Source organism: Dyella subtropica (assembly GCF_026283965.1).
Lineage (GTDB): Bacteria > Pseudomonadota > Gammaproteobacteria > Xanthomonadales > Rhodanobacteraceae > Dyella_D > Dyella_D subtropica.
The window spans coordinates 44267-69854 of the sequence record NZ_JAPDPD010000023.1 but is presented as its reverse complement, the minus strand read 5'-3'; the positions used below and the strand labels follow the sequence as shown (position 1 = coordinate 69854).

The 25588-nt window shown below is 63.7% G+C and carries 22 protein-coding genes; 11 read left to right on the top strand and 11 right to left on the bottom strand.

Going from position 1 to position 25588, the window contains the following annotated elements; genetic code table 11:
• Positions 1 to 17: 17 nt before the first annotated feature.
• The 5 genes from OUZ45_RS17840 to OUZ45_RS17820 form a co-directional block, all read right to left on the bottom strand.
• Complete coding sequence (locus OUZ45_RS17840) at positions 18 to 371, bottom strand: DUF3147 family protein (protein WP_266171522.1); 354 nt, start codon at positions 369 to 371, stop codon at positions 18 to 20.
• Between the two features lie 13 nt (positions 372 to 384).
• Positions 385 to 1455 (bottom strand): uroporphyrinogen decarboxylase, encoded by a 1071-nt coding sequence (gene hemE, locus OUZ45_RS17835; protein WP_266171521.1) that lies wholly within the window; start codon positions 1453 to 1455, stop codon positions 385 to 387.
• A gap of 1 nt (position 1456) precedes the next feature.
• Positions 1457 to 1717, bottom strand: a complete 261-nt coding sequence (locus tag OUZ45_RS17830) for a WGR domain-containing protein (RefSeq protein ID WP_266171519.1) — start codon at positions 1715 to 1717, stop codon at positions 1457 to 1459.
• A 658-nt stretch (positions 1718 to 2375) separates the two neighbouring features.
• The gene (gene aroB / locus OUZ45_RS17825; protein ID WP_266171517.1) at positions 2376 to 3485 is read right to left on the bottom strand and encodes a 3-dehydroquinate synthase; all 1110 of its coding nucleotides are present in this window, start codon (positions 3483 to 3485) and stop codon (positions 2376 to 2378) included.
• Positions 3482 to 4021: a shikimate kinase gene (locus OUZ45_RS17820; RefSeq protein WP_266171516.1), complete on the bottom strand. Its 540-nt coding sequence runs from the start codon at positions 4019 to 4021 to the stop codon at positions 3482 to 3484. Before OUZ45_RS17820 ends, aroB begins: the two co-directional genes overlap by 4 nt.
• A 293-nt stretch (positions 4022 to 4314) precedes the next feature.
• Between OUZ45_RS17820 and OUZ45_RS17815 the strand changes: the two genes are divergently transcribed.
• The 3 genes from OUZ45_RS17815 (at position 4315) to OUZ45_RS17805 (ending at position 6363) form a co-directional block, all read left to right on the top strand.
• Positions 4315 to 5160, top strand: coding sequence for an NAD-dependent epimerase/dehydratase family protein (locus OUZ45_RS17815; protein WP_266171515.1), 846 nt, complete (start codon positions 4315 to 4317; stop codon positions 5158 to 5160).
• A 496-nt stretch (positions 5161 to 5656) separates the two neighbouring features.
• A complete protein-coding gene (locus OUZ45_RS17810; RefSeq protein WP_266171514.1) occupies positions 5657 to 6001 on the top strand; it encodes a YbjQ family protein in 345 nt (114 codons plus the stop codon).
• Positions 6002 to 6159: 158 nt separating this feature from the next.
• The gene (locus OUZ45_RS17805) at positions 6160 to 6363 is read left to right on the top strand and encodes a dodecin family protein (protein ID WP_266171513.1); all 204 of its coding nucleotides are present in this window, start codon (positions 6160 to 6162) and stop codon (positions 6361 to 6363) included.
• Positions 6364 to 6402: 39 nt separating this feature from the next.
• Here the strand turns inward: OUZ45_RS17805 and OUZ45_RS17800 are convergent, their stop codons facing one another.
• Positions 6403 to 7233: a kinase gene (locus tag OUZ45_RS17800; RefSeq protein ID WP_266171512.1), complete on the bottom strand. Its 831-nt coding sequence runs from the start codon at positions 7231 to 7233 to the stop codon at positions 6403 to 6405.
• A 39-nt stretch (positions 7234 to 7272) separates the two neighbouring features.
• On the opposite strand from OUZ45_RS17800, the gene pdxH reads away from it, so the two are divergent.
• The 3 genes from pdxH (at position 7273) to OUZ45_RS17785 (ending at position 9243) form a co-directional block, all read left to right on the top strand.
• Positions 7273 to 7860 (top strand): pyridoxamine 5'-phosphate oxidase, encoded by a 588-nt coding sequence (pdxH, locus tag OUZ45_RS17795; RefSeq protein ID WP_266171511.1) that lies wholly within the window; start codon positions 7273 to 7275, stop codon positions 7858 to 7860.
• Positions 7861 to 7902: 42 nt separating this feature from the next.
• Positions 7903 to 8343: a secondary thiamine-phosphate synthase enzyme YjbQ gene (locus OUZ45_RS17790; protein ID WP_266171510.1), complete on the top strand. Its 441-nt coding sequence runs from the start codon at positions 7903 to 7905 to the stop codon at positions 8341 to 8343.
• A 102-nt stretch (positions 8344 to 8445) separates the two neighbouring features.
• Positions 8446 to 9243 (top strand): cobalamin-binding protein, encoded by a 798-nt coding sequence (locus OUZ45_RS17785; RefSeq protein WP_266171509.1) that lies wholly within the window; start codon positions 8446 to 8448, stop codon positions 9241 to 9243.
• Between the two features lie 11 nt (positions 9244 to 9254).
• Here the strand turns inward: OUZ45_RS17785 and OUZ45_RS17780 are convergent, their stop codons facing one another.
• Genes OUZ45_RS17780 through proC form a run of 3 tightly spaced genes read right to left on the bottom strand, consistent with a single transcriptional unit; the run spans position 9255 to position 11243 of the window.
• Positions 9255 to 9818 carry a hypothetical protein gene (locus OUZ45_RS17780; protein ID WP_266171508.1) on the bottom strand — a complete coding sequence of 188 codons (564 nt, stop codon included), beginning with the start codon at positions 9816 to 9818 and terminating at the stop codon, positions 9255 to 9257.
• 28 nt (positions 9819 to 9846) lie between these two features.
• On the bottom strand, positions 9847 to 10422 hold the full coding sequence (locus OUZ45_RS17775) for a YggT family protein (RefSeq protein ID WP_266171507.1): 576 nt from the start codon (positions 10420 to 10422) through the stop codon (positions 9847 to 9849).
• Positions 10419 to 11243 (bottom strand): pyrroline-5-carboxylate reductase, encoded by an 825-nt coding sequence (gene proC, locus OUZ45_RS17770; protein ID WP_266171506.1) that lies wholly within the window; start codon positions 11241 to 11243, stop codon positions 10419 to 10421. Before proC ends, OUZ45_RS17775 begins: the two co-directional genes overlap by 4 nt.
• Positions 11244 to 12040: 797 nt before the next feature.
• On the opposite strand from proC, the gene OUZ45_RS17765 reads away from it, so the two are divergent.
• The 4 genes from OUZ45_RS17765 to OUZ45_RS17750 all read left to right on the top strand — a co-directional run bounded on the left by OUZ45_RS17765 (position 12041) and on the right by OUZ45_RS17750 (position 18724).
• Entirely contained in the window at positions 12041 to 13078 is a 1038-nt protein-coding gene (locus OUZ45_RS17765) for a type IV pilus twitching motility protein PilT (protein WP_266171505.1), read from the top strand.
• Between the two features lie 118 nt (positions 13079 to 13196).
• Positions 13197 to 14363, top strand: a complete 1167-nt coding sequence (locus OUZ45_RS17760; RefSeq protein ID WP_266171504.1) for a PilT/PilU family type 4a pilus ATPase — start codon at positions 13197 to 13199, stop codon at positions 14361 to 14363.
• A 453-nt stretch (positions 14364 to 14816) separates the two neighbouring features.
• Entirely contained in the window at positions 14817 to 17930 is a 3114-nt protein-coding gene (locus OUZ45_RS17755; protein ID WP_266171503.1) for a TonB-dependent receptor, read from the top strand.
• A 188-nt stretch (positions 17931 to 18118) separates the two neighbouring features.
• Positions 18119 to 18724 carry a glutathione S-transferase gene (locus tag OUZ45_RS17750; RefSeq protein WP_266171502.1) on the top strand — a complete coding sequence of 202 codons (606 nt, stop codon included), beginning with the start codon at positions 18119 to 18121 and terminating at the stop codon, positions 18722 to 18724.
• Between the two features lie 68 nt (positions 18725 to 18792).
• Here OUZ45_RS17750 and OUZ45_RS17745 read toward each other — a convergent pair whose 3' ends face one another.
• Positions 18793 to 20568, bottom strand: coding sequence for a hypothetical protein (locus tag OUZ45_RS17745; RefSeq protein ID WP_266171501.1), 1776 nt, complete (start codon positions 20566 to 20568; stop codon positions 18793 to 18795).
• A 327-nt stretch (positions 20569 to 20895) separates the two neighbouring features.
• On the opposite strand from OUZ45_RS17745, the gene hutG reads away from it, so the two are divergent.
• Positions 20896 to 21822 carry a formimidoylglutamase gene (gene hutG / locus OUZ45_RS17740; protein WP_266171500.1) on the top strand — a complete coding sequence of 309 codons (927 nt, stop codon included), beginning with the start codon at positions 20896 to 20898 and terminating at the stop codon, positions 21820 to 21822.
• 12 nt (positions 21823 to 21834) lie between these two features.
• Here hutG and OUZ45_RS17735 read toward each other — a convergent pair whose 3' ends face one another.
• On the bottom strand, positions 21835 to 25584 hold the full coding sequence (locus OUZ45_RS17735; protein WP_425601711.1) for a translocation/assembly module TamB domain-containing protein: 3750 nt from the start codon (positions 25582 to 25584) through the stop codon (positions 21835 to 21837).
• Positions 25585 to 25588 lie beyond the last annotated feature (4 nt).

The window sequence follows — 25588 nt, the reverse complement described above, 5'->3', positions numbered from 1 at the left end:
ACCTCGATAAAAGGTGGCTAAGGCAGCAACTGAATCCCGAATCGCTTTACTAGGAGCGCGAACAAGCCAAAACAAATAACCGTGATGACGACGCAGGCCAGCAGCGTGGGCCAGAAGCCGATGCGTGGCAGCAGCACAGGGAAGGCCAGGAACATGGGCAGTGTGGGTACCACGTACCAGAACGTGTACCACGCGTGGTTGGCGATTTTTTCCTGCGGTTGGCGCTCTACGTACAGCCAGATAAGCGCCAGCACGGTGACCATGGGCAGGGCGGCGATGAAGCCGCCGAGCTTATCGCTACGCTTGGCGGCTTCCGACACGATCACCACCACGGCGGCGGTCAGCAGGTATTTGGTGACCATCCACGCCATGGCGATCTCTTCCTCAGCTTCCGCGTAGCGTGCGCCCGTAGGCGTGCACTTCGTCGACCAGCACTTTCACGTGTTCCGGGTCCACCTCTGGCGTGATGCCGTGGCCGAGGTTGAAGACGTGGCCGGGGTGGTTGCCGTAGCTGTCGAGTACGGCGCGCGCTTCGCGCCGGATGGTGTCGGGATTGGAGCGCAGCACGGCGGGGTCGAGGTTGCCCTGCAGGGCTACGCGGCCGGCAACGGCTTGGCGGGCATCGGCGAGGTCGATGGTCCAGTCCACGCCGAGGCCGGCGCAGCCGGTGTCGGCCATGCTGGCGAGGTGACGGCCGGCGCCTTTGGAGAACAGGATCACCGGCAATTCGCGGGCGTGCGGGTCGGCCTTCAGCGCCGCGATCACTTGCGCCATGTAGCGCAGCGAGAACTCGCGGAACGCGGCCGGGCCGAGCAGGCCGCCCCAGGTGTCGAACACCATCAGCGCCTGCGCGCCAGCGGCAGCCTGGGCGATGAGGTAAGCGGCGACGGATTGCGCCAGTGTGTCGAGCAATTGGTGGGCGAGCTTGGGCTCGTTCCAGCACATCGCCTTGAGCGTGGCGAAGTCGCGCGAGCCCTGGCCTTCCACCATGTAGCAGGCCAGTGTCCACGGGCTGCCGGAGAAACCGATCAGCGGCACGCGGCCGTGCAGCTCACGGCGAATCAGGCGCACGGCGTCCATCACATAGCGCAGCTCGCCTTCCATGTCGGGCACGCCAAGCTTGTCGATGTCGGCCTTGCTGCGCACCGGATGGGCAAACTGCGGGCCCTCGCCATGCGCAAAGCTCAGGCCGAGGCCCATGGCATCGGGAATGGTGAGGATGTCGGAGAACAGAATCGCGGCGTCGAGTTCGAAGCGCTCAAGCGGCTGCAGCGTCACCTCGCAGGCCAGCTCCGGATTCTGCGCCAGCGCCATGAAGCTGCCGGCGCGCGCGCGGGTGGCGCGATATTCCGGCAGGTAGCGGCCGGCCTGGCGCATCACCCAGATCGGGGTGGTGTCGGTGGGCTCGTGGCGCAGGGCGCGCAGGAAGCGATCATTCTTTAATGCATCAGTCATTTCAGCGTCCGTAGGGGCCTTCCATGCCTTGGCTGAACATCACGCGGAAGCCGCGCTTGAGCTGCGCATCGCGCGCCTTCTCGAAGGCGGCGATGGCGTCGTCGCGCTCAAGAAACTGTTCGCGCTTGAGGCTGGCCTTGCCGCCCTGCACACCGGATTCGCGATAGAGCGTCCAGCCGCCGAGCAGATCCTGCTCCAGCACGATCTGGACGTAGCGTGGCGCTTCGCTGGTAGCGGGCGCGGTTTGCAGGTAGAGGCGCATGGAAGGCAGTGTGGTGATTGCGGCACGGCGTACCGCAGGCCCGGCATTCTAGAAGGCTGGGCTGTTTGTAGCGAGTGCAGGGGTGACGCACTGTCTCTTGTGCACAATTCAACGTGTGCATGAGCATGCTTCTGCTCCCTCTCCCTGCCGGGGAGAGGTTTGGGGTGAGGGGGGGGCTCGCGATACCGCTTCTACTTCGTCGTCCCGGCGTAGGCCGGGACCCAGTGACTTATCGCTCGGTTGTCGCGTTATCGCGACCTGGCTCGCCTGCCGCGGGCTTCCGTCCTCCTGCCGGAGGCCGGGTCACTTTTCTCTGTTTGGCCAGAGAAAAGTAACCAAAAGAGAGGCCACCCCGGTTCCGCGCCCTCCGGCTTCGCCTGCGGGTCCGTGAGGTCTGGCCGGGCCTGCTCTTAGATGACATGGGGACACGACGTCCCTGTCGTGTCGAAAAGGCATGGGCATACGTGCCCATGCCCCTGCGGGCCTTTTCGTCCAGCCCCCACCGCTTCACAGGGGCCCCCAAAGATCAAAGGCAAAACCTCGCTCATCTGCAGGTAGTGATATCCACATGGGTCGAAAGAGCAGCTCCATGCCGACGTGAGATGTGCGCAAGAGACAGGAAGACGCAGGAGCTTATGACTCAGCGAACTTCCGGTACTTATGCCGTAATGGCGTCCCTTAGCGTTGCGAGCACGGCGTCTTCAGCCACGCCGCTCACAATCTCTGCCTTACCAACGCCCCGCCACAAGATTAGCCGCAGCGTGCCGGCCGTGTTCTTCTTGTCCAGGCGCATCAGGGCCAACAGCTGCTCCGGGTCCATGCCTGGCGGAATCGCCGTAGGCAGGCCAAGCGTGGTCAGCAGGCGGTGCAGGCGGGCGGTGTCGGCGGCCTGACTCATGCCCAGGCGTTCGGACAATTGCGCAGCCAGCAACATGCCCACCGCCACGCCTTCGCCGTGCAACAACGTGGTGGTGTACTTGCCAGCGGCTTCCAGCGCGTGGCCGAAGGTGTGGCCGAGGTTGAGCAAGGCGCGCTCGCCTTGTTCGGTTTCGTCGCGGGCGACGACGCCGGCTTTGTACTGGACCTTGCGTGCAATGGCTTCGATCAGCGGCGCCGTCTCGCGTGCGGCCAGGGCATCGGCGTGGCGTTCCAGCCATTCGAAGAAGGGCAGGTCGCCGATCGCCGCACCTTTCACCACCTCGGCCAGGCCCGCGCGGTACTCGCGCTGGGGCAGGGTGGCGAGGGTGTCTATATCGGCGACCACGGCGCGCGGCTGGTGAAAGGCGCCAACCAGATTCTTGCCGGCGGGCAGGTTCACGCCGGTCTTGCCGCCGACGGAGGAGTCGACCATCGCCAGCAAGGTGGTAGGCATCTGAATGAAGTCGATGCCACGCATCCAGCAGGCTGCGCTGAAGCCCGCAAGATCGCCGACGACACCGCCGCCCAGCGCTACGACACACGCATCGCGGGTAGCGCCGAGCTGCGCCAGGGCTTCCAGCGCCAGGCCAACGTTGGCGAAGGTCTTGTGGGCTTCGCCGTCGTCGATCAGGAAGGGCGACCACTGCAGTCCGTCCAGCCCTTTCGCTACACGCTCCAGATAAAGCGGTGCCACCGTGCGATTGCTGATAACCAGCGCGTGTCGGCCGCGCAGGGCGCTGCGCCAACGTGTGTGGTCGTCGAGCAGGCCCTGGCCGATCCATACCGGATAGCTGCGTTGGCCGAGGGCGACGTCGATGGTGCGGGTGTCTTGCTTGCTGGTCATAGTCATGCGGCGTGCTGGCGCTGCCAGTGTTGGTCGATCAGGGCGATGCTGCGCTCGCTGGCAGCGAGGACGAGTTCGTGCTCGCCGGGAATGATGAGGTCGGCGATTTCTTCATAGAACGGGGTGCGCGCCAAGGCCATCGCCTCCAGCTTCGCGCCACGGTCTTCACCGGCGAGCAGAGGGCGGCTGCGGTCGCGCGCGAGGCGTTCGAGCTGTTGTTCCAATGTGGCCTGCAGCCACAGCACGTAGCCGCGCTCGATAAGCAAGCGGCGATTGACTGGATCGAGCACCGCGCCGGCCCCGGTGGCCAAGACCACGCCGCTGCGGCTGCTGCATTCTTCCAGCAGCGTACTTTCGCGGCGGCGGAAGCCGGCCTCGCCTTCCAGTTCGAACACCGTGCTCACGCTGGTACCGCAATGCCGTTCGATCTCCTGGTCGAGATCGAGAAAAGGCAGCCCATAATGCGCGGCAAGGCGTCGACCGATCGACGTCTTGCCGGCGCCGGTCGGGCCGACGATGAATAGGTTGCACGAAGGATTCATATGCTGACTTTAGCAGCAGGGCTTAAGAGCCTGTTCCCTATCTCCGCGTAGCCCGCGTTGAGTCGCTGTGGGCGTCAGGTGGTGGAGCGTGGCGCAGCGTCTGACTGGCTGTCAGGCCAAGCCGCGCGCCGCCGCATGGCGCCCACAGCGACTCAACCCTTCGGGCCGGGTCTGTTTGCGCGCATGCCGGCGTCATCACTCGGTTGTGTACGGACGTACACGCCCTCATTCTTCCTTGCCCTGCGCGCAAACAGATCCGGCGCGGGCCACGCGGAGATAGGGAGCAGGCTCTTATGACCGAACGGGTGTTATTGGCCGGATGCGGTGACCTGGGGCTGCGTGTGGCGCGGCGTTTGCTGGCGCGCGGCGACGAAGTGTGGGCGCTGCGGCGCCGGCCTCCCGTAGACGACGACGGATCGATTCATTGGCTGCGCGGTGACCTGACGCAGGCTGAGTCCTTGCGGGACTTGCCGTTCGGCATCACGCAACTGGTGTACTCGCCCACGCCGGATGCACGCGACGAGGCGGCTTATCGCGCGGTGTTCGAGGATGGCTTGAAGCATGTACTCCATGCCGTCGACCGGGGCGCATTGAAACGCGTGCTGTTCGTTTCCTCCAGCGCCGTGTATGGCGAGCATGGCGATGCCTGGGTGGACGAGAACACACCGCCCAATCCGCCAGGCTTCAATGGTCGCGTGCTGCTGGACGCCGAGCGCTGGTTGGCCGAGCAACCCGTCTCGTCAGTGACGCTCCGTCTTGCCGGCCTATATGGCCCAGGGCGCCTGCAACTGATCGAGCGTCTTCGCACGGGTCAGGCCCGCGTCCCGCGCGACGTAACGCATTGGTCCAATCGCATGCACATCGACGATGCCGCCGCCGCTGTGGCGCATCTGCTCGCACTAGAAAACGTCGAATCGCTATACATCGGCGTGGACAACACACCCTTACCCATGGATGTGCTCTACGACCACCTCGCAGCATGCATCGGCGCTCCCACGCCTGCCGAAGGCGCCGCACCGACAGGCATCGGCAGCAAGCGACTGAGCAATGCACGCTTGCGCGCGAGCGGCTTCACTCCGCAATGGCCAGATGCGCGTGAAGGATATGAAGCGTTGCTTCGGACGAATCAAATGGTTTGAGAAAGACAAGGCGCGGCAGCACGTTGCTCTTGATGTCGTTCTTGATCTCCGGATCCCCTGTGCAGCGGTGAGGGGTGGACGATCAGGCCCCGAAGGGGGCATCGACAGGACGTCGATGCCTTTTCGACACGACAGGGACGTCGTGTCGAAAAGCCCGGCCAGCCCTCACGAACCCGCAGGCGAAGCCGGAGGGCGCGGAACCGGGGTGGCCTCTCTTTTGGTTACTTTTCTCTGGCCAAACAGAGAAAAGTGACTCGGACCGCGGCAGCGGTTCGAAAGCCCGCGGCAGGCGAACCAAGTCGCGATAACGCGACAACCAAAGCGCTAAGTCACTGGACCCCGGCCTGCGCCGGGGTGAAAAAGTAGAAGCGGTGTCGCGAGCACCCGCCCCTCACCCCAGCCCTCTCCCCGGCGGGGAGAGGGGGCGAAAGCGTGCATCCACACCCTGCCCCTGTGGGACGATCCACTCCTCAAACCCAAAAGAGGAAGCCACCCCATGCCCAACCGCATCCAACCGACCATGGTCAGCACCAGCAACGAAATCCCCGGTTACCGCATCGTGCGCCCCATGGGCATCGTGCGCGGCATCACGGTGCGTTCACGCAGCGTGATCGGCAACATCGGCGCGGCACTGCAAACGCTGGTGGGCGGCAACATATCCATCTACACCGAGCTGTGCGAAAAGGCGCGCGAAGAGGCTTTCGAGCTGATGCTTCAGCACGCCGCCGAGCACGGAGCCAACGCGGTGATAGCCATGCGCTACGACGCCAACGACGTGGCCGAGGGCGTGACCGAGGTGTTGGCCTACGGCACGGCCGTGCAGGTCGAGCCGTTGGCCTAAGAGCCTGTTCGCGATCTCCCAGCGCGGGCTACGTGAAGATCATGAACAGGCTCTAAGCCTTGCCGCACTGCGGCTTGCCCGGCGAGCCCCCGGATGACCAGACTGCTCGTTCGGGGGAGCGCACCGCGCCGCCTGCGCGGATTACCGGAGGTTGTGCCATGTCGGTAGCCAAGATCATCGAGATCAATTCCGCGTCCAGCAAAGGTTTGGAGGACGCCGTGAAGCAAGGTCTGCGCAAGACGGCCAAGTCGGTCAAGCACATCAAGGGCGCCTGGGTCCACGACATCAAAGTGGACACTGATGAAGATGGAAGCGTCACCGAATGGCGCATCAATATGCGGGTCAGCTTCCTCGTCGAGTAATCATTTCGCTACGCCGCGCCGGCAGCCGCCGGCCGGCGCTCAGGCGTGGCTCAAGCCGATCACATGGCGCTGGGTGTCGTACTCCACGCAGCTGTCGGCCAGGGCGGGCAGCGTGGCGAGAGCGTGGCGGCTCAAACGTTCGTAGTGAGCGAGAAAGCGCGCCATGGCCTTGGCGTCCATGGCCAGCGGCGCATGCCGCGCCAGCAAGGCTTCTTCCTGCTGGCTGCGCCATTGGCGAACCACATCCCAGTTAGGCGCCTGCAATACGATCAAGGCATCGAGCTTGCGCCATAGCGGCTGGTAGCCACGCAATTGCTTGTTGACCCAATGACGCCAGGTGCCGTCGGGGTCTTCGTTGCGCTCCAGTTCGTTGATCGGCGGTTCCAACGCGGACTGCAGTTGCGGGCGGATGCCTAGCGCCCAGCCTTCCAGGATCACCAGCTTCGGCGACCGGGTGATCTTGGGCCAGCGCGAGGGCGGTATGCGGGTGTCGCGACCTTTGTCGAAGCGGGGGTAGGGCACCGGCAACTTGTCGGATGCGGTGGGCAGTGCCGCCAGCACCGACATCAGCAGTTCGATTTCGTGAGTGCCGGGCACGCCGCGCGTGCGCAGCAGCGGGTGGATCTGGTGAGCCAGTGCCTCGCGGTCGCTGCGGTTGTAATAGAAATCGTCCAGCGAGAGCACCTCGGTAGACCACCCGCGAGCCTCGGCCTGCCGCTTCAGTTCACGCGCCAGCGTGCTCTTGCCGCTGCCCTGGAGACCGGAAAGGCCGAGCAGATACGGTCGTTTGGAGCGTGCAATGCGCCCGGCGTACTGATCGAGCAAGTGGCCCGCCAGGGTCGAATTCTGCGTGCTAGCATCGTTAACCATGCGGGCCATGATGGCGCGCGGCGACCACGATTCAAACCCATGCTGAAATCAGAGATTCTCGATACCTTCCTGCAACTGCTGGACGATGCCCGTGCGGGCGGCGATCCGGAACCCACCGCCATGAACCTCTCCACCGTCGATGGCGCCGGCCGGGTGAGTTCGCGCATCGTGCTGCTGAAGGGGGCCGACGAGCGCGGTTTCCGCTTCTACACCAACTACCAGAGCGACAAGGGTTCGCAATTGGATGCGCACACCCAGGTGGCGCTGTGCTTTCACTGGAAGACCTTGCGCGAGGGCGTACAGGTGCGAGTGGAGGGCTCGGCGCGCAAAGTCCTGCCGGAAGAGTCCGATGCCTACTTCGCCAGTCGCCCTCGCCAGAGCCAGATCGGCGCCTGGGCTTCATTGCAGTCGCAGACGCTGCCGGATCGCGAAACCTTCGATCAGCGCGTGGCGCGCTACGAACAGGAGTTCGAAGGTCGCGACGTCACGCGCCCGCCACACTGGGGCGGTTATGTGGTGGAGCCGGACATGATCGAATTCTGGTACGGCGCCGAGTTCCGCCTGCACGAGCGGGTGCGCTGGAGCCGCCATGGCCAGACCTGGACCTGCCGGATGCTTTATCCCTGAGCCCATGCGCTTGAGAACACGCCTCTAGAGAGCCCGCCCGCCATGAGCCGAGCCACACCCGCCCAGCACGTCGCGCAAACCGGTTTCACCGTGCATACGCGTGGACGTGGTTTCAGCGAGATCAGCGAAAAGGTGGGCGAGATCGTCTCGGCCAGCGGCGTGCAGACCGGCATCGCCAACATATTCACGGCGCACACGAGTTGTTCGCTGCTTATCAGTGAGAATGCCGACCCTTCGGTGCGCACCGATCTGGAGCGTTGGTTTTCTCGCGCCGTCCCCGATGGCGACAGCATCTTCCAGCACGACGCCGAAGGCCCCGACGATATGCCGGCTCATGTGCGCGCCATCCTCACCGGCGTCAGCCTCACCGTGCCCGTACATGGCGGCAAATTGCAGCTGGGTACCTGGCAGGGCGTGTATTTGTGGGAGCACCGTGTGGACCCGCATCAGCGCAAGGTCACGGTGACGGTGCTGGGACACTAAGAGCGAGAAAGAGTGGAGAGGAGTAAGGAGTGAGTGAAAAGCAGTGCACACTGCTCGTACTCTCTTCTCACTCCTCTCCACTCACTCTTCGCTCCCAAGCCCATGTCCGATCACTACCCGCAACGCATCGTCTGCCTCACCGAAGAACCCACTGAAGTGCTGTACGCGCTCGGTGAAGAGCACCGCATTGTCGGTATCTCCGGTTTTACTGTGCGGCCGGCGCGGGCGCGCAAAGAGAAACCCAAGGTCTCTGCCTTCACCAGCGCGAAGATCGGCGACATCCTTCAGCTGCAACCCGATCTCGCCATCGGTTTCTCCGACATCCAGGCCGACATCGCGCGCGAGCTGATCAAGGCCGGCGTGGAGGTATGGATCAGCAATCATCGCAGCGTGGATGGCATCCTCGCCTACATCCGTCGACTCGGTGCCATGGTGGGCGCAGCGGAAAAGGCCGAAGCCTACGCGCGCAAAGCCGAACAACACATAGAAGCCATCCGCTCAGCTGCAGAGGCATTGCCACGCCGGCCGAAGGTGTACTTCGAAGAATGGGACGAACCGCTGATCACCGGCATCCGCTGGGTAGCGGAGTTGGTACGCATCGCGGGTGGCGATGACGTGTTTCCACAGCAAGCTGGCGAATCCCTGGCCAAACACCGGATTCTTGAAGACCCCACCGAAGTCGTACGGCAGGCGCCCGACATCATCTTCGGCTCCTGGTGCGGCAAGCGCTTCCGTCCGGAGCGTGTGGCGGCCAGATCGGGCTGGGAAGCGATGCCGGCTGTACGCAATGGTGATCTCTATGAGATCAAGTCGCCCATCATCTTGCAGCCGGGGCCAGCCGCTCTGTTCGATGGCCTTGATGCCATCCATGGGCATATTGCCGCGTGGGCCGCGCGGTAAGCGTAGAGGCTTCAGCGTCGCTTGGCGGCGGGTAGGCAGGGCGCGGAGATGCGAGCGATCTGCGCGCTTTCTTCGGGGGTTGGGCTGAAGCTTGCAATCAGGGGTTGTCCCCTTGGCTGCGGGTTGTCCTGCGTCCAGCGCAAGCTCGCAGCGGTGCGTCCCAGGGCTCGAACCACCATCGCCGCCGTCCCTGATTGGCCCGACATGCTGGCTATGCCGAACACGAAGAGCAGCGGCCCGTCGGCCTGGTCGTTGGTATACCAGCCACCGACTTTGGCCACTGGATGCAAGTTGCCGATCTGTAGATGGGCAGAGGGCTTCTGCGCGGCCGGAGCGCCGGGTCCCTCATAGGCATCCAGGTCGTAGTCCGTCAGTTGGGTCCCCGGAAGGCGCAGTTGCAAGGACAGGGCGCCTCCCTTGCCCTCCGCACAGATGACGGTGAGCGTCGCCGGTTGTTCGCCCGCACTGGTGCGAATGCTTCCGTTGATACTCACCTGAAACGGGAGGGTGGGCGAAGTCGCCGCCGCCAGTGTCACGGACAGGACCGATAGCGAGAGCAGCAACGCGGTACGCATGGTCTTTACTCCGCCGTGTCAGTGAGCTTCAGCCACCCAACGCCATCCGCAACCCCACATTGCTCAACGGCCCCACCAACAAAATGCGCGCCAGCATCAACACAACCATCACCACCCACGGTGAGAAATCCAGCATCCCGACCACTAGCTTGCCGCGCAATGGCCGCAGCACCGGTTCCACCAGACTGCCGGCCAGACGCAACACCGGCTGACGCCGATCCACCTGGAACAGACTCATCAGCGACCAGATGAAGATCAGCACCAGATAGAACACCAGCACGAAATCGATCAGCTCGGCCAGCGAAAGCAAGAGCAGCCCCGCGATACCTGGCGCGGTACCGATCAGCGCGAACTGCAAGGCGCGCTTGATCAGCATCAACAGCCACGCCACCAGCAGCGCGGCCAGATTGATCCGCCGCCAATTGGGCAGCACGCGGCGAACGGGTGCCAGCACCGGATTGGTGTAGCGGTAGAGGAACTGGCTGAGCGGATTATTGAAATCCACGCGGCAGGCTTCGGCCAGCAGCCGCAGCACGAACAGCGTGGCCACTGCACCGAAGAGCAGGTCGATCAGAAACGAGAAGGCGCTGAGCAGATAAGTCACGAGGCGTTATCCAGTGCGGCGGCCAGTTCCGCGCCGCGTTGGGTGGCGGCGGAGACGGCGCGGGAGACAGTGCGCGACAGACCATCGCCGGCAAAACTCTCCAGCGCGGCCTGGGTGGTGCCGTTGGGCGATGTGACTCGCTGGCGCAGCACGCCGGGATCCTCGCCGCTTTCGACCAACATGCGGCCGGCGCCAAGACAGGTTTGAGCCGCCAGAGCCCGGGCGGTGTCGCGCGGCATGCCTTGCGCCACGGCTGCATCCTCCAGCGCTTCGACCAGAGCGAAGAAATAGGCAGGGCCGGAACCGGAGATGGCGGTGACGGTATCCATCAGCGCCTCGTTGTCGATCCAACGCGTAAGGCCGACCGCATCCAGAATGTGCTGCGCCTGCGCGCGCTGCGGCGGACTGACCCGGCTGTTGGCACACAGCCCCGTGGCGCCGGCGCCAATCAGGGCAGGGGTGTTGGGCATGCAGCGCACGATCGGCAGATAGGCGCCGAACCAACGCTCCAGCTGGTCGATGCGCACGCCAGCGGCAATCGAGATCAGCATCGGGCGCTGGCGTTGCAAGGTGTCGCGCAATTCGTTGTGCAGCGCGGGCATGATCTGCGGCTTCACCGCCAACACCAGCACTTGCGCATCGGCGGCGGCCAACCGGTTCTCGGCATAGCAAGCCACGCCAAACTCGCGCCCCAGTTCCTGGCGGGCCTCGGCGCGCGGTTCGGCCACGCTGATGGTCGAGGCCGCGACGCCGGTCTTCAGCAAGCCGCCGATCAGACTGCGCGCCATATTGCCGCCACCAATGAAAGCGATGTGTGTCATGCGGACTCCTCGCAAATGCAGGCCCATACCTTACCGGAGCAGAGCCTTTGTTTTGAGCCCGCGCGACGTGGTTGCAAGTATTCACCCCTTCCCCAACCCTCCTGCGACCGAAGGAAGTCCCTCTACGGGACAAGCAGGGGAGGGAGTAAAAGAAAGGCGATGCGCAAGCGAGCCCGTCAGCTCTTGGGGCCCCTGTGCAGCGGTGAGGGCTGGACGATCAGGCCCCGAAGGGGGCATCGGCGTGGACGCCGATGCCTCCCGACAGGACACCAAACGTCGTGTCGAAAAGCCCGGCCAGCCCTCACGGACTCGCAGGCGAAGCCGGAGAGCGCGAAACCGGGGTGCCCTTCTCCTTGGTTACTTTCTCTTGGGCAAGCAAGAGAAAGTGACCCGGACCGCGGCAGCGGTACGGGAGCCCGCCGCAGGCGAGCCAGGGCAGGCAATCACGACAATCAAGCGTCAAAGTCACTGGACCCCGGCCTGCGCCGGGGTGACGAAGCAGATGCGGTATCGCGAGCCGAGACCTTCACCCCAGCCCTTTCAGAGGGGACGGGAGTAAAACACGCGCCGTGCACATCTCCACACTTCTGTAACACCGTCATCACTTTCAGAAGTACACCCGAGGAAAGACTGGTCCCACCGCCCTCGCCGCGAGTAGTATCGTCGCGCTGCAAGGGGAATCGGTTTTTCAGCTATTCGGGCTGCCGTAAGCGCGTAGCATCGCGCTGTGCGTGTCCACCCTCGCCGAAGCGGCGACCGCACTATGACATCTTGATGATCGGTTGAAGGGGAACCTGATGGATATCGCCGAATTGCTTGCCTTCTCGGTGAAGAACAAGGCCTCGGACTTGCATTTGTCCGCCGGCCTGCCGCCGATGATCCGCGTGGACGGCGATGTACGCCGTATCAACATTCCGGCGCTGGAACACAAACAGGTGCATTCGCTGATCTACGACATCATGTCGGATAAGCAGCGGCGCGACTACGAGGAATTCCTCGAGGTCGACTTCTCGTTCGAGATTCCCGGCCTGGCCCGGTTCCGCGTCAACTCGTTCAATCAAAACCGCGGTGCTGGTGCGGTGTTCCGTACGATTCCGTCCGAAGTGCTCACGCTGGAGGATCTCGGCGCGCCACGCATCTTCCGCGATCTGATTGAACAGCCGCAGGGTTTGATCCTGGTCACCGGTCCGACCGGTTCGGGCAAGTCGACCACGCTGGCGGCCATGGTCGACCACGTCAACAAGAACGAATACGGTCACATCCTCACCATCGAGGATCCGATCGAGTTTGTGCACACCTCGCAGAAGTGCCTGGTGAACCAGCGTGAAGTGCATCGCGATACCCATGGCTTCAATGAGGCATTGCGTTCCGCGCTTCGCGAAGATCCCGACTACATCCTGGTGGGCGAGCTTCGCGATCTGGAAACCATCCGCTTGGCGTTGACCGCCGCGGAAACCGGTCACCTGGTGTTTGGCACGCTGCACACCAGCTCGGCGGCCAAGACCATCGACCGCATCATCGACGTATTCCCCTCCGGCGAGAAACCGATGGTGCGCTCGATGCTGTCCGAATCGCTGCGCGCGGTGATTTCGCAGTCGCTGCTGAAGAAGGTGGGCGGCGGCCGTATGGCGGCGCACGAGATCATGGTTGGCATCCCGGCGATCCGTAACCTGATCCGCGAGGACAAGGTGGCGCAGATGTATTCGTCGATCCAGACCGGTCAGCAGCATGGTATGCAGACGCTGGACCAGAATTTGCAGGATCTGGTGAAGCGCGGCCTGGTGACCCGCCAGCAGGCGGGGAGCTATGCCAAGAACAAGGATGTATTCAAATGATGGCGGGAACAGAGAACAATGAACGGGAAACGGGTGAAAGCCGCACCCGGCATTTCCGCTGCTCTTTCTCCGTTCCCTGTGTTCCATTCTCTGTTCCCGTCTCCCAAGGAGACATCCCATGAGCGACTTCGATTTCACCTCGTTCCTGAAACTGATGGTGCACAAGAAGGCGTCGGACCTGTTCATCACGGCCGGTGTCGCGCCTTCGATGAAGGTGCAGGGCCGCATCGTGCCGATTACGCAGAGCCCGCTGTCGCAACAGCAGTCGCGCGATATGGTGCTCAACGTGATGACGCCCTCGCAGCGCGAGGAGTTCGAGAAAACCCACGAATGCCAGTTCGCGATCTCGGCGCAGGGCGTGGGCCGCTTCCGTGTGTCGTGCTTCTACCAGCGTAATTGCGTGGGCATGGTGCTGCGCCGGATCGAGTCGAAGATCCCCACCATCGAAGAGCTGAACCTGCCGCCGGTGATCAAGCAGCTGGCGATGACCAAGCGCGGCATCATCATCTTCGTCGGCGGCACCGGTACCGGTAAGTCGACGTCGCTGGCGTCGATGATCGGCTATCGCAACGCGAATTCGACCGGCCACATCATCACCATCGAAGACCCGATCGAATACGTGCACAAGCACGAGGGCTGCATCATTACCCAGCGCGAGCTGGGCATCGACACCGATAGCTGGGACAACGCGCTGAAGAACACGCTGCGCCAGGCGCCCGACGTGATCATGATCGGTGAGGTGCGTACGCGCGAGACCATGGAGCACGCGATCAACTTCTCCGAAACCGGTCACTTGTGCCTGTGCACGTTGCATGCGAATAACGCCAACCAGGCGATGGACCGCATCCTGCACTTCTTCCCGGAAGATCGCCGCTCGCAGCTGTTCATGGACTTGTCGCTGAACCTCAAGGGCGTGGTCGCGCAGCAGCTGATTCCGACCCCGGACGGCAAGGCGCGCCGCGTGGCGGTGGAGGTGCTGCTGGGCACGCCGCTGGTGCAGGACTACATCCGCCAGGGCGAGATCCACAAGCTCAAGGAAGTGATGAAGGAGTCCACCAATCTCGGCATGAAGACCTTCGACCAGAGCCTGGTCGAGCTGTATCACGCCGGCGAGATCTCCTACGAGGACGCGCTGCGCCACGCCGACAGCTCCAACGAGGTGCGCCTGCGCATCAAGCTGGCCCAGGGCGGCGATGCCCACACGCTGTCGCAGGGCCTGGACGGCGTGGAGCTGGAAGAGACCCGCGATTCGCAGAACTTCGGCGGCGGTTTGCTGCAACGCTGAACTGCCGTTTCATGAGGAAGAAGAAAGGAGCCCAGTGGGCTCCTTTCTTTTTGGGGTGATCGCGATGGCGCCGGGAACGTCGTTGCGAAGGTGATTGCGATGTCGCGTAAAAGCTTGCTCCAACCTTGCGATGATCAATTAGGCCAATTCATACATAAGGTTAGGTAATTGCGCACTGCACAATCAGGCCGTTACCTGTGACACGGCTAGGAAAAATTAGTTACGAATTCGTTGTGCTTCGTAGTTTGTTGCGCTATACAGCCCGCTGCTCTTTGGGGCTGGACGGTGACAGAAAGGGGGGCTCGTTGCAGGCCTGTGTCCGCGGTTTCCGTCCAGATAGTGCAATTGATCTTCTCTGAGCAGGGCCCTCCCCGGGCTCGTTAGACCCACATCCCCGGCTCGCAATCCCCTGCGAGTCATGCGTTTACAAGCTAGTTGATGGGAGTACAACTCGTGAGCTATTTCGCTGCTTTTACGAAGCGGCCTAAGGGACGTTCGTCCCTGGCCCTGGCCGTTGCCCTTGCGCTCGCAAGCACCGGCGCCCTCGCTCAGTCCAATATCACCGGCTCGATCTTCGGCCAGGTCGCTGCCCAGTCCGGCAACACCATCGAGATCAAGAACGTCGACACCGGCCTGACCCGCTCGACCTCGGTCGACGACTCTGGCCGCTACCGCTTCAGCTCGCTGCCGACCGGTCGCTACCAGGTCACCCTGAAGAACAACGGCGCCAACGTCAGCACCCGCGATAACGTGGAGCTGAGCATCGCCGCCGGTACCGAAGTTTCGTTCGGCGCTGCGTCCGCTGCTGCCGACAATGCGAAGAACCTGGACGGCGTCTCGGTGGTGGCTTCGGCCCTGCCGGCGATCGACGTGTCCTCGGTCGATACCCGCACCGTGCTGACTTCCGAGCAACTGGCCAAGCTGCCGATCGCTCGTGACGTTGCCGCCGCCGCCCTGCTGGCGCCGGGCGTGATCGCCAACACCGCCTACCCTGGCGCGCCGAGCTTCGGTGGCTCGGCTTCGTCCGAGAACGCCTACTTCATCAACGGCTACGCGGTGACCAACCCGCTGACCTCGATCAGCTTCACCCAGCTGCCGTTCGACGCGATCGACCAGCAGCAGACGCTGACTGGTGGCTACGGCGCCGAGTTCGGCCGCTCCACCGGTGGCGTGATCAACATCGTCACCAAGCGCGGTAGCAACCAGCTAAAGGGCGGCGTCTACACCATCTGGGAACCGGAAGCCGGTCGCGCGAACCCGCGCAACAATTACTTCCCGAAGACCGGTTTCTACGGTGCCGGCAGCACTACGCCGACCGACGGCACGCTGTACCAGTACAACAACCGTAACCAGTACTGGAAGTCCACGGTGGGCGCGTACGTGAGCGGCGCCTTGGTCAAGGACCGCTTGTTCTTCTACCTCAACACCGAAATGAACCGCCAGGAAGGCGCCAGTGTGCTGTCGTCCTCCAATTCGTCGGCGGCTGCGTCGAACATTGGCTACAGCAGCTATACCAGGAAGATTCCGCGCTGGACCGGCAAGCTCGACTGGAATATCACTGACAACCACATCATCGAGTTGACCGGTGTGTCGGACAAGACCGAGGTCCAGTCGGACCGCTACAGCTATGACTACGGCACGCTGAGTCACGGCACCAGCAAGACCGGCAGCGTGTACACCAAGGACGGCGGCGATCTGTACGTCGGCAAGTACACCGGCTACATCACCGAGGACCTGACCGTGTCGGCGCTGTACGGCACGCAGAAGGTCAACCATGTGCAGGTCAATGGCGGTTACGACCCGAACTGCCCGTATATTCAGTCCAGCACGGTGAACCAGGTTCCTGGACTGGCGTACAACACCTGCCAGACGGCCGTGACCTCGACCATTCCGCTCGACGGCGCGAACGACAAGACCCACGGCTGGCGACTGGACGTCGAGTACCGCATCGGCAGTCATGACGTGCGCTTCGGTTACGACGCCCAGAACGCCAAGTCGTTCACCGGCAAGAAGTATGCGGGCGACTACGCCTGGATCTACGGCAAGCAGGCGAACCCGAACGCCGCCGCGAACGCGAGCCTGAACGTGATCGGTTCGCCGGCTTCCGCAGGCGGATACGGCACGCAGGGTTATTTCGTTACCAAGACCTACAGCACCACGAGCGCGAATATCGAGACCGATCAGGCGGCCCAGTTCATCGAGGACCGCTGGCAGATCAACGATCAATGGTTGCTGTCGGTCGGCCTGCGCAACGAGCAGTTCACCAACTACAACAAGAATGGCGAGGCTTACATCAAGCAGCGTCACCAGCTGGCGCCGCGCCTTGGCGCGTCGTGGGACGTGTTCGGCGATTCCACCTTGAAGGTGTACGCCAATGCCGGCCGCTACCACCTGGCCGTGCCGAACAGCGCCGCCGCACGCAGCGTTTCCGGCTCGATCCTCACCAGCCAGTACTTCACCTACACCGGCGTCGATCAGAAGTCCGGCGTGCCGACCGGGCTCAACCCGATCGCGGTGAGCCCGAACAACCCGTACCTTTGCACCAGCACTGGCGGCGTCTCCACCAACATCGAGTGCGGCCCGGCGCCGGACCCGCGTACGGTGGCAGCGAAGAACCTGCGCGCGCATTACCAGGACGAGTACATCCTGGGCATGGAGCAGCAGATCACCCCGAGCTACAACTGGGGCGCCAAGCTGACCTACCGCAAGCTGATGAGCGCGATCGACGACACCTGCGTCCCGGCACTGGGTGGCCGCTGCCTCACCTTCAACCCGGGTACCGGCAACACCTTCAACTTCCTGCAGCCGGACGGCAGCATCGTCTCCAAGCACTTCAGCAAGGAAGATCTGGGTCTGCCGGATCTGAAGCGCAAGTACTACGCGGTTGACCTGTTCGTCGAGCATCCGTTCGCCGACAAGTGGTACGGCAAGGTGGCTTACACCTTCTCGCGCAACTACGGCAACACCGAAGGCCAGCTGGCCTCCGATCTGGATACCGGCATCGGCGGCCAGCAAGACGTGTCGCGTACCCAGGACTGGGATCTGGCGCAGCTGATGGTGGGCTCGGGCGGCGTGCTGCCGAACCACCGCGCGCATCAGGTCAAGGCGTTCGGCTACTACCAGCTGGACCAGGAGTGGCGCTTCGGTGCCACGGTGATCGCGGCTTCGGGTCGTCCGAAGAGCTGCACCAGCTACTATCCGACCGCCGACCAGGGCTTGTACAACAGCTCCACGTACTGGTTCTGCGGTCTGGCTGGCTCGGGCACGGCACCGGGTACGAAGGGCTATGTTGCACCGTCGGCGGATTACACGATCTCGCCGCGCGGCTCGCACGGCACCACGCCGTGGACCTACCAGTTGAACCTCAACGTGGCCTATACGCCGGGTTGGATGGACAACAAGCTGACCCTGCAGCTCGACGCGATCAACGTGCTGAACCGTCAGACCCCGCAGATGTACAACTTCCGTTACTCGTTGAACCGCACCACGGTGAACCCGTTGTACGGTCGTGAGCTGAACTACACGGATCCGCGTTACTTCCGTGTCACCGCCCGCTACGACTTCTAAGCGGGATGGGTAGATCCGGCATCCTCGGGTGCCGGATGCCGCCTCGAAAAACCACCGGCGTCCGCCGGTGGTTTTTTTTCGGTTCGACGGGCAAAGTCGTGACTCTTTCAGGCTAAGCCGACTACCGCGGCGCGGCGCTATCGCGCATGCTTCCTGTGGATGCCGGTTCCGCCAGGGAGACGTTCTGGATGAAACTTTTCTATTCGCCGACCTCGCCCTATGTGCGCAAGGTGTTGGTCGTTGCCTACGAATTGGGGCTGGCGGATCGCCTTGAGCGGCTGCCCAGCGCGGCGCATCCAATCAACCGAGACCTCACGATCGTGCGCCATAACCCCTTGGGGCAGGTGCCAACGCTGTTCATGGACGATGGCCGGGCGCTCTACGACAGCCGCGTGATCTGCGAGTACTTGAACGATCTCGCCCAGGGTGATCTTTTTCCGCGCACAGGGAGTGCGCGATGGGTGGCACTGGGCGACCAGGCATTGTGCGACGGCATGCTCGCCGCCGCGGTGTCGATGCGCTACGAAACCGTGGTGCGTCCAGAGCATGCACGCTTCCCGGACTGGGTCGCGGGACAGAGAGCGAAAATCACCGATGGCCTGCGTTGGCTGGAAAGCCGGGCTGCCGAGCTGTCATCCCGCCTCGACATCGGCACGATTTCAGTCGCTTGCTTACTCAGCTATCTCGATCTGCGATTTCCGGAGATGAACTGGCGCGTCGATCATCAGGGCTTGAATCAGTGGTACGACATTTTTCAGCTTCGTCCGTCCATGCAGGCGACGGTATTGGGGTGAGCTTGCCGGACTGAAGGCACAAAAAAACGGGGAGCCATGGCTCCCCGTTTTTTGTTGAAGCGATGAAATTACTTCAGCTCGGTCTGGCTGGTGAACACCAGGCCGGCGTTTTCCACATGCATCTCGCCGTCGATCGCCTTGATGTGCTCGGCTTGCTGGCGCATCGTTTCGAACTGGGCTTTGGAGCGTTCGGCGGCTTTCTGGGGAGCGGCTTCATCGTCGCCTTCGGCACTGCCTTCGCCGTGGCCCATCGACGAGGTGAGTGCGGCGATGCGTTCGGACTTCTGCGCCATGGCCTTGATCCAGGACGCGTACATGTCGCCGTTAAGATGCAGGCGGGTCATGCGGCCGGCGTCGCCGGAGGCTGCCTTCAGCATGTCGCCGAGCTTGCCGTCTTCGCCTGGGCCGATCGCCAGCGCCACTGCCTTCTCGCCCATCGCGGCCCACACCGGCTGACCCAGTGCAGCGGTCATATCCTGCGGCAGCGCGACGGGCTTGCCGTCTTGCGCGAGCTTGAGCTGAGCGATGGCCGGCGATGCCAGCTTGCCCATGGCGAGCAGGGCGGCCGGGTTGTTGGTGCCCACAACGACACGCCCGGTGAACTTGGGTGCGCTCGCTTCACCGCCAGCGTCGAAGCTGTCCAGCGCCACGCGCACACCGAGCAGATCGCCGAAGGGCGGGATCGCCGCCTGCTGCGCCAGCTGGCCCAGCTTGGCGAAACCGTCGTTGAGATCCACCAGCGCCGGGCAGCTGAAGGGCTTGGCGGCGACGGCGTCGGCCTGCGCACCCCAGAAGGTGCGCAGCGATGCCACCGGCAGCGCCAAGCTCAGATCGAACGGCGCGGTGCCGGCGGCACCGAGACCGGGCAGCTCCACCTTCACGCCAGCGAAAGCCTTGGTGATGTCGTCGGCCAGCGCCACGTCCCAGCGCAGATCCTGATGCTTGGTGTCGAGCTTGGTGTAGCCGAAGCTGATCGACGGCACGCGCGCAGCGATGCGGGTGGCATCGGCTTCGCAGCTGGGCGGAACCTGCAACTGGTTGGCCACCGGCTCACCGGTCTTGGCGGACTCGGCTTCGACGTGCGCCTTGTGCATGGCGTTGAAGAAGGGGTCCTTGCCGCCAGCGGCGAGCGGTAGCGCGCGAGTCAGGTCGAGCTGGCCGATGGCCCAAGGCTTGTAACCCTTGTCCTTGGCCAGCTTCTCCAGGCGATCGTCGTCCTGGATGCTCTTGGCCGGACGATCCATGCCCAAGGCCTGACGCAGCACCGTCTGCGGCGCATCGGCCGGCAGTACAGCCGCGACAGCCTGCTTGCCGACCACGGCCAGGATCACCTGGGTGCCGGCTTCGGCGGAGACGTGCTTGCGGTAGCTCTGGCCGTCCACGGTGGCGGTATCGAGCTTCTTGCCGTAGGCGGTTTCGAGGCGGCCGACGAAGGCGTTGAACGCGTTTGCGTCGGTCAGTTCGAAGCGCAGCACCGGGGCCAGGCCCAGGCCGTAGAACGCGGAGCGGCCCTTGATGTTGAGGCCGGCGTTCTGTGCGAAGGCTTCGATGGTCTTGCCGTCCAGCTCGGCGATGAAGGCCTTGAGCAGGCGCGCGTTGTCGGCGTCCTTCTCGGCCATGTCATTGGCGGTCGACTTCAGCTGCTCCAGCTGGCTAGGCAGCTGTGCGTCGGCCTGGGCCAACAGAGCCTTGCGGGTGTCGTCATCCAGTACGTCCAGGTTGGCTACCACGTACGGCGTATCTGCCGGTACGAAAGCCAACGGGGCATCCTTGTCCTTGTGGCCGCAGGCCGCCAGTAGCACGCCGGCAATGCCTAGCGCGAGGTAGCGCTTTGTCGATCGCATGTTGATTCCCTGATGAGTGTGGTGTCGCGCGGGCATTATGCCCGTTTCGTTGCTGCACTGCGGGGTGTGGGTGGGGGCGGCGCAGGCATCCATGCCTTGGGGCCAGCGGGGCCTTTCCGTTCATCCCCGGAGCTGCATAGGGGGCAGCGGCTGAAGAGCAAAAGCCAGTGGCCAGCGCTTATTCTGCGTACGCGGCAATCGAGGCTGGCGTGGCTGAGTCGCCTTTGCCGCTTCGGGGTCGCTGGCGCCACCTCGTTTGTGGAGCATGGCGAACTTGGCTAGCATGCCGCGGCTCGGCATTGGCAGCGTCATTACGGAGCGGCTCGCATGACAATCGAATGGCAAGGGCGAATCGATTCACTCGAAGATTCGGCCGCGTTCCGCTGGCATCAAAGGGTTCGCCCTGTTGTGCCGCATGCGCCCTCCGGCATCGCGCTCATCGGCTTCGCCAGCGACGAAGGTGTCAGGCGCAATGGCGGCCGCACCGGTGCTGCCGAGGGGCCGGATGCGCTGCGCAGAGCGCTATGCAATCTACCCGTGATCGGTGACACACCCATCTATGACGCCGGTGACGAGGGCTGCGCGGACGGCGACCTCGAGCGCAGCCAGCTGCGCTATGCCGATCGCGTCTCCGCCCTGATCGATGATGGCCATTTGCCAGTCGGGCTCGGAGGAGGGCATGAAATCGCCTTTGCGAGTTATTTGGGACTGGTTCGCAGTGAGCGCTGCCGCGGTCAGCGCATCGCCATCGTCAATCTGGACGCCCATCTGGATTTGCGGGACAACCCCGTCTCCAATTCCGGCACGCCTTTTCTGCAGGCGATCCGGCATGCGGATGCGCATGGGATCGAGCTGCGTTATTTCTGCCTTGGCGTGAGTCGATCGGCCAACACGCAGCGTCTGTTTGCAACCGCTCAATCCACGGGGTCGTGGTATTGGCTGGACGAGGATCTGGCCGCGATACGCATGGCCGCGGTTCTCGCCGAGTTGAAGGAGCAGCTCGACATGGTCGATGCCATTTACCTCACGGTGTGCATGGACGTGCTGCCGGAGGCCGTTGCGCCGGGAGTGAGCGCTCCGGCGGCGCGTGGCGTTGGCGTGGACGTTGTTGAGCTCATCGCAAAGGCCATTGCACAGACCGGAAAGCTGCGAATGTTCGATGTCGCCGAACTATGTCCGCGCCTGGATCCCGTCGGCGCCACCGCTCGCGTTGCCGCGCGGCTGATTCACGGTGTGACGACGGCTCATTCCTAAGCGCTCGTCTGCTTATTTCTCGATGCGGTAGTTGAGGCTGGCGCGGCTGAAGTCGGTGGCGTTTTGAGCTTCGAAGCTCCAGCGGTGGTTGAGGTGATAGCGCAGGGTGATGACTTGGCCGGGTTCGAACAGGCCGACGCCATAGCTGAGGTAGAGGCGCGGGGAGAGGAATTTGCCGACGGTAAAGGCCGAGGTGCCACCTAAAGCTTCGTTGCTGGTGACGCCGACGTCGTCGAGGCCGATTTTGGAGCCGATGCTTTTGGCCAGAAAGTCGCCGGCGGCAGAGCCGAGCGCTTGCGCGGCAGCGCCGACCATGTTGCCTTCGCCGCCCTTCACCTGCGACAGCGGCTTGCCGGTGATGAGGTAGGCCAGCGCGTCGGATTGCTCCATCACGGGGTTGGAGAACACGGTGAGCACCGGGCGTTGCGCGGTACCTGAGACGAGCAGGCCCACTTTCTGCCCTTCGTCGATGGTGGCCGTGGGGTTGAGTTTGCGCACGGCGCGGATGTCGAGGCCGGGGTTGTCGATCGGCGTGCTGGCAAACAGCAGGCGGCCTTGTTCGATCTGCAGGCTCTGGCCATAGGCCTTGTAGATACCGTCGACAGTGATCTGGCCCTGGCCGGTGGTGGCGCGGCCGGGGCGCTCGCTTACGGTGAGGGTGCCGCTCAGACGACCGTCGAGGCCGAGGCCGACGAGATGCGTCTTGCGGCCCAGATCGACTTTCACCTGTGCAGTGATAGGCAAGCGCGCAGCCTGCTCCTGCATCTGCGCCTGGTCGACGATGACCACATCCGGCGAGGCCTTGGTGGCGCCGGCACCGGGGAGTTTGGAGACGTCCACATCCGCACTGTCCAGCGTCACGGAGCCGTCGACGTTGGTGCCCTTGTCGTCCTGCGTGAGCTGCAGGTCGGGCGAGATGATCACTTTGGCGGAAGGGATGTCGGCGACGGTGAACTGGCTGCCCTTGATGGTCAGCGCGGTGGTTGCACCTTGGCCAATGCCGGCATAGCCGCTGATCTGCAATGCGCCTTTGCCCGATTGCACGCCGCCGCTGATCAGGAATTGCTGCGCGTCGGTGGTGCTGACTACCAGCTTGCCCTCGCTGAGCTTGAGGCCGGCAAACGGTACTTCTGCCGCCAAGCCGTTGACGTTGGCCTGGCCGGCGAGGAGCGGTTGCTTGAGCGTGCCGCCGAAACGGAAGGTGCCGTCGATGCCGCCTTTCACGTTGGCGATTTCGTTGGTGAACAACTCGATGAAGGCGAGGTTGTTGATGCGAAGGTCGAGCTGGCCGTCCAGTGCCTGCTGCGCGCCGGTGATGCCGATATGGCCGTCCAGACGTCCGCCATGGTCGAGATCGGCGCGCAAAGTCGCGCGCTGGCTGCTGGGACTTAACTCGGCCTGCAAGGCGAGATCGCTGTAAGAGAGCAGCGGATGATCGGGATGCTCGGTGTAGGTCACTGTACCGTGCGGCGAGGTGATCGACGCCGTGCCGGTCAGTGCGCCGGCTGCGTTGCGGCGGATGCTGCCGCTGCCGTCGAGCGTACCGTCGGCGCGCATCGGCAGTTCGGACGAACTGGCCAGTGTTGCCAGCAACGCCAGCGGCAGGTCGCGCAGGCGGTAGTTGGCGTCGAGGTTGCCGGCCTTGTCCTGTTTCGCGGCGACGCAGAGCTGTGGCTCGCCCGCGCTCAGGCACAGCTCGGAAAGATTCATCGCACCGTCGTTGTAGCTGAGCTGCGTCGGTTGCTGCAGGCGCCAGCGCGGCAGGCCCTGCGGTTCCAGGTCGAGCGTGGACAGCGTGCCGTTCCAGGCCGAACCCTTCAGCGCACCGGTGAGCGCAAGCTGGGTGGACAGCTCGGTGCCCTTGGCCTGGAGGCTCAGTGTGTGGCGCGCTGCCGTGCCGTCGCCGCGCAAGTCGATACGCTGGAAGGCGAGGCCGCCGAGAGTGGCATGGCCGGTTTCGAGGTCGAGCTGGCCGCCGGGGTTGCTGAGGTCAGGCACGTCGGCGACCAGGTGCAGGCTGTCGATCTTCTGTTCGGCATAGACGATCGCCTGCCCCTGCAACTTGCCGTTGAGTGAGAGTTTGGGCTGCTTGCCGCGGACGCGGAAGTCGCCGTTGAGGCGGCCTTGCGCGTCCGGCAACCAGTCACCCAGCGACGCGATGGCGAGCGTGAGGTCGATGTCGTTGCTGCTGCCGGGCCTGGCCTGAATCTGCACCGTGCTACCACCGGAGGCGAGGTCGAGTTTGCCGTCGACCACTTGCTGGGGGTTGAGATGCAGTTTGCCCTCGCCGCGCACTTGACGATCGCGCAGGCGTCCGGCGAGTTTGCGAATGTCCAGCGTGGCGTCCGGTTGATCTTTGGGCAGCGTGCCAGTGGTGGCGATGTCGAAGTCCAGCGCGCCGTCCCAGCCGGCAAAGAGCTGGCCGGGATCGAGCTTGCTGGCGGTCGCGTCGAGCTGCCAGGCAAGTGCAGGTTGCATGGTGAGCGTGCCCTTGGCTTGCATGCCGCCTTGGGGCTGCTTGAGTTCCAGCGTTTGCAGATGGATGACTTTCTGCGTGCCGTCCAGATTCAGCGCGAGCTTGGCCAGCTTGCCAGGTGGCCCGATATCCACATCGCCTTCGGCATGGAAGACTTCGGCGCTGCCGCGCGCTTTCAGACTGCCATGGCTGGCGAGGTCCTGGCCGACCAGGGAGGCAGGAAGTGCGAGGTCTTTCCAGCTGATCTGCAGGTCGCCGCTCACCGATGGTGCGCCGAACTGCACCGTACCGCTGGCATCCACCGTGCCCTTGATCTGCGGCGAGCCGAGGCTGAGCTGTTCGAGATTCAAGGTTTTGAAGTCGTCGCTGAAGTGCGCGCGCAGCGGCTTGAGCAGCAGTTGATAGTCGTTGAGATCGACCTGGCCGTTGAGCGTGCCGCCGTGGCGATCGCCGCTGCCTTGCAGGTCGAGCCCGAGCGCGTGCAGTGAACTCGCACCCATCAGCGGCTTGGGATCGAAGCGTGGGGCGTCGAGCTTGGCGGTCCATGCATACTCGCCGCCCTGCACCATGGTCAGTGCCAGTTGCGCGGCCATCGGCTGAGTCAGCTTGAGATCGGCTTTCACCTGCTTGCCGTTGCCGTGCGCTTCGATGCTGCCGGCGTAGTCGACACCGCCGACTTTCCAGCTGAAGTCGGCGGTGCCGTCGCCTTGTTCACCGGCTTCGATGGCGAGTGTGCCGCTGAGGTCGGCGCGGCCGTCGGGCGCGCGCAGCACGAGTTTGCGCAGCTCGATGCCTTTGCTCGTCCATTGCCCGGCCAGGTCAAGGCTGTCGGAAGCGAACAGCGGCCGGCCTGCCTCGGTGACGCGCGCCGTGCCGACGCGAACGTTGTCCAGCACGACATCCAGCGGCGGCTTGAGCGAAAAGCTGCTTTCGCTGGCGGGTTGTTCCTGCGGCTTGGGTAGGGCGACGTCGACGCCGTCCACTTGCAGATCGAGTACGTGCAGGCGTTTGCGCAGCAACGGCCACACGCGGAGGTCGAGCGTTGCGCTGGCCACTTTGACGTCCAGGCCCTGGTCATCGGTGTAGCGTAGTCCGTTGAGTTGCAGCGGACCGATCAGCCGCCCTTGCGCCTGTTGCACACTGAGTGCGCCATTCGTGGCCTGTTCCGCACGTGCGAGCGCGAAGCGCAAGCCGCTGGCGCTGCCGAGCAGCCACCACAGCACTGCCATCACGAGCAGCAACAGCACGCCAAAGACCAGTGCGATGCGCTTGAGCCACTTCAACATGACT

Coding starts and splice junctions, on each gene's coding strand:
- OUZ45_RS17750 (WP_266171502.1), top strand. CDS start 18,119: ATGAAACTTTTCTATTCGCCGACCTCGCCCTATGTGCGCAAGGTGTTG.
- OUZ45_RS17785 (WP_266171509.1), top strand. CDS start 8,446: ATGTCCGATCACTACCCGCAACGCATCGTCTGCCTCACCGAAGAACCC.
- OUZ45_RS17760 (WP_266171504.1), top strand. CDS start 13,197: ATGAGCGACTTCGATTTCACCTCGTTCCTGAAACTGATGGTGCACAAG.
- aroB (WP_266171517.1), bottom strand. CDS start 3,485: ATGACTATGACCAGCAAGCAAGACACCCGCACCATCGACGTCGCCCTC.
- OUZ45_RS17820 (WP_266171516.1), bottom strand. CDS start 4,021: ATGAATCCTTCGTGCAACCTATTCATCGTCGGCCCGACCGGCGCCGGC.
- proC (WP_266171506.1), bottom strand. CDS start 11,243: ATGACACACATCGCTTTCATTGGTGGCGGCAATATGGCGCGCAGTCTG.
- hutG (WP_266171500.1), top strand. CDS start 20,896: ATGACAATCGAATGGCAAGGGCGAATCGATTCACTCGAAGATTCGGCC.
- OUZ45_RS17810 (WP_266171514.1), top strand. CDS start 5,657: ATGCCCAACCGCATCCAACCGACCATGGTCAGCACCAGCAACGAAATC.
- hemE (WP_266171521.1), bottom strand. CDS start 1,455: ATGACTGATGCATTAAAGAATGATCGCTTCCTGCGCGCCCTGCGCCAC.
- OUZ45_RS17815 (WP_266171515.1), top strand. CDS start 4,315: ATGACCGAACGGGTGTTATTGGCCGGATGCGGTGACCTGGGGCTGCGT.
- OUZ45_RS17735 (WP_425601711.1), bottom strand. CDS start 25,584: ATGTTGAAGTGGCTCAAGCGCATCGCACTGGTCTTTGGCGTGCTGTTG.
- OUZ45_RS17780 (WP_266171508.1), bottom strand. CDS start 9,818: ATGCGTACCGCGTTGCTGCTCTCGCTATCGGTCCTGTCCGTGACACTG.
- OUZ45_RS17805 (WP_266171513.1), top strand. CDS start 6,160: ATGTCGGTAGCCAAGATCATCGAGATCAATTCCGCGTCCAGCAAAGGT.
- OUZ45_RS17830 (WP_266171519.1), bottom strand. CDS start 1,717: ATGCGCCTCTACCTGCAAACCGCGCCCGCTACCAGCGAAGCGCCACGC.
- OUZ45_RS17745 (WP_266171501.1), bottom strand. CDS start 20,568: ATGCGATCGACAAAGCGCTACCTCGCGCTAGGCATTGCCGGCGTGCTA.
- OUZ45_RS17840 (WP_266171522.1), bottom strand. CDS start 371: ATGGCGTGGATGGTCACCAAATACCTGCTGACCGCCGCCGTGGTGGTG.
- OUZ45_RS17790 (WP_266171510.1), top strand. CDS start 7,903: ATGAGCCGAGCCACACCCGCCCAGCACGTCGCGCAAACCGGTTTCACC.
- pdxH (WP_266171511.1), top strand. CDS start 7,273: ATGCTGAAATCAGAGATTCTCGATACCTTCCTGCAACTGCTGGACGAT.
- OUZ45_RS17800 (WP_266171512.1), bottom strand. CDS start 7,233: ATGGTTAACGATGCTAGCACGCAGAATTCGACCCTGGCGGGCCACTTG.
- OUZ45_RS17765 (WP_266171505.1), top strand. CDS start 12,041: ATGGATATCGCCGAATTGCTTGCCTTCTCGGTGAAGAACAAGGCCTCG.